The organism is Psychrobacter sp. 1U2 (assembly GCF_051847575.1).
This window is the reverse complement of record NZ_JBPYDC010001550.1, coordinates 1-577: the sequence shown is the minus strand read 5'-3', so window position 1 is coordinate 577 and position 577 is coordinate 1. Positions and strand designations below refer to the sequence as shown.

At 39.3% G+C, this 577-nt stretch carries 1 protein-coding gene; it reads left to right on the top strand.

Annotation, left to right across the window (positions count from 1 at the left end; all coding sequences use genetic code 11):
- Positions 1 to 125: 125 nt before the first annotated feature.
- A partial coding sequence (locus ACS8FD_RS23120) for an erythromycin esterase family protein (protein WP_439277580.1) occupies positions 126 to 577 on the top strand: 452 nt, incomplete at its 3' end.

Below are 577 nucleotides of genomic sequence, written 5' to 3'. Positions count from 1 at the left end.
AACATTGAAGTCACAAAAACTGGTTCGTATTCGGCGTATCAGTAAAGATGAATATGAGACAAAAGATTTGGGAAGTGTTCGTTTTGTACCTCTGATTGGTGCAGCAGGTTGGAAGGAGAAAAGGGATGAAAGCTAATAGAGCTTTGTCTGAATTGATTGGTCAATCAAGTGAACATTTTGCAAGTATTGATGACGTCAATCTAGATAATCTCATGGAGCGTATTGGAGACAGCCGTGTTGTATTGCTTGGCGAGTCATCACATGGCACGGCTGAATTTTATGAGATGCGCGCACGTATTACCAAAGAGCTCATAGAAAAGAAAGGCTTTACTATTGTCACTGCTGAAGCGGACTGGACAGATGCCGCACATATTAATCATTATATTCATGGAAGAGAGCAAGATGCTTTGCTACAGAATAAACCTTTCTCAAGATTCCCTACTTGGATGTGGGCCAATCAATCTATGCTTGAGTTTACCCATTGGCTTCATGCATACAATACTAAAATTGAGAATGCTAAAACTGAATCTTCAGAACAAAAAGTAGGTTTGTATGGTCTGGATTTATACAGCTTATA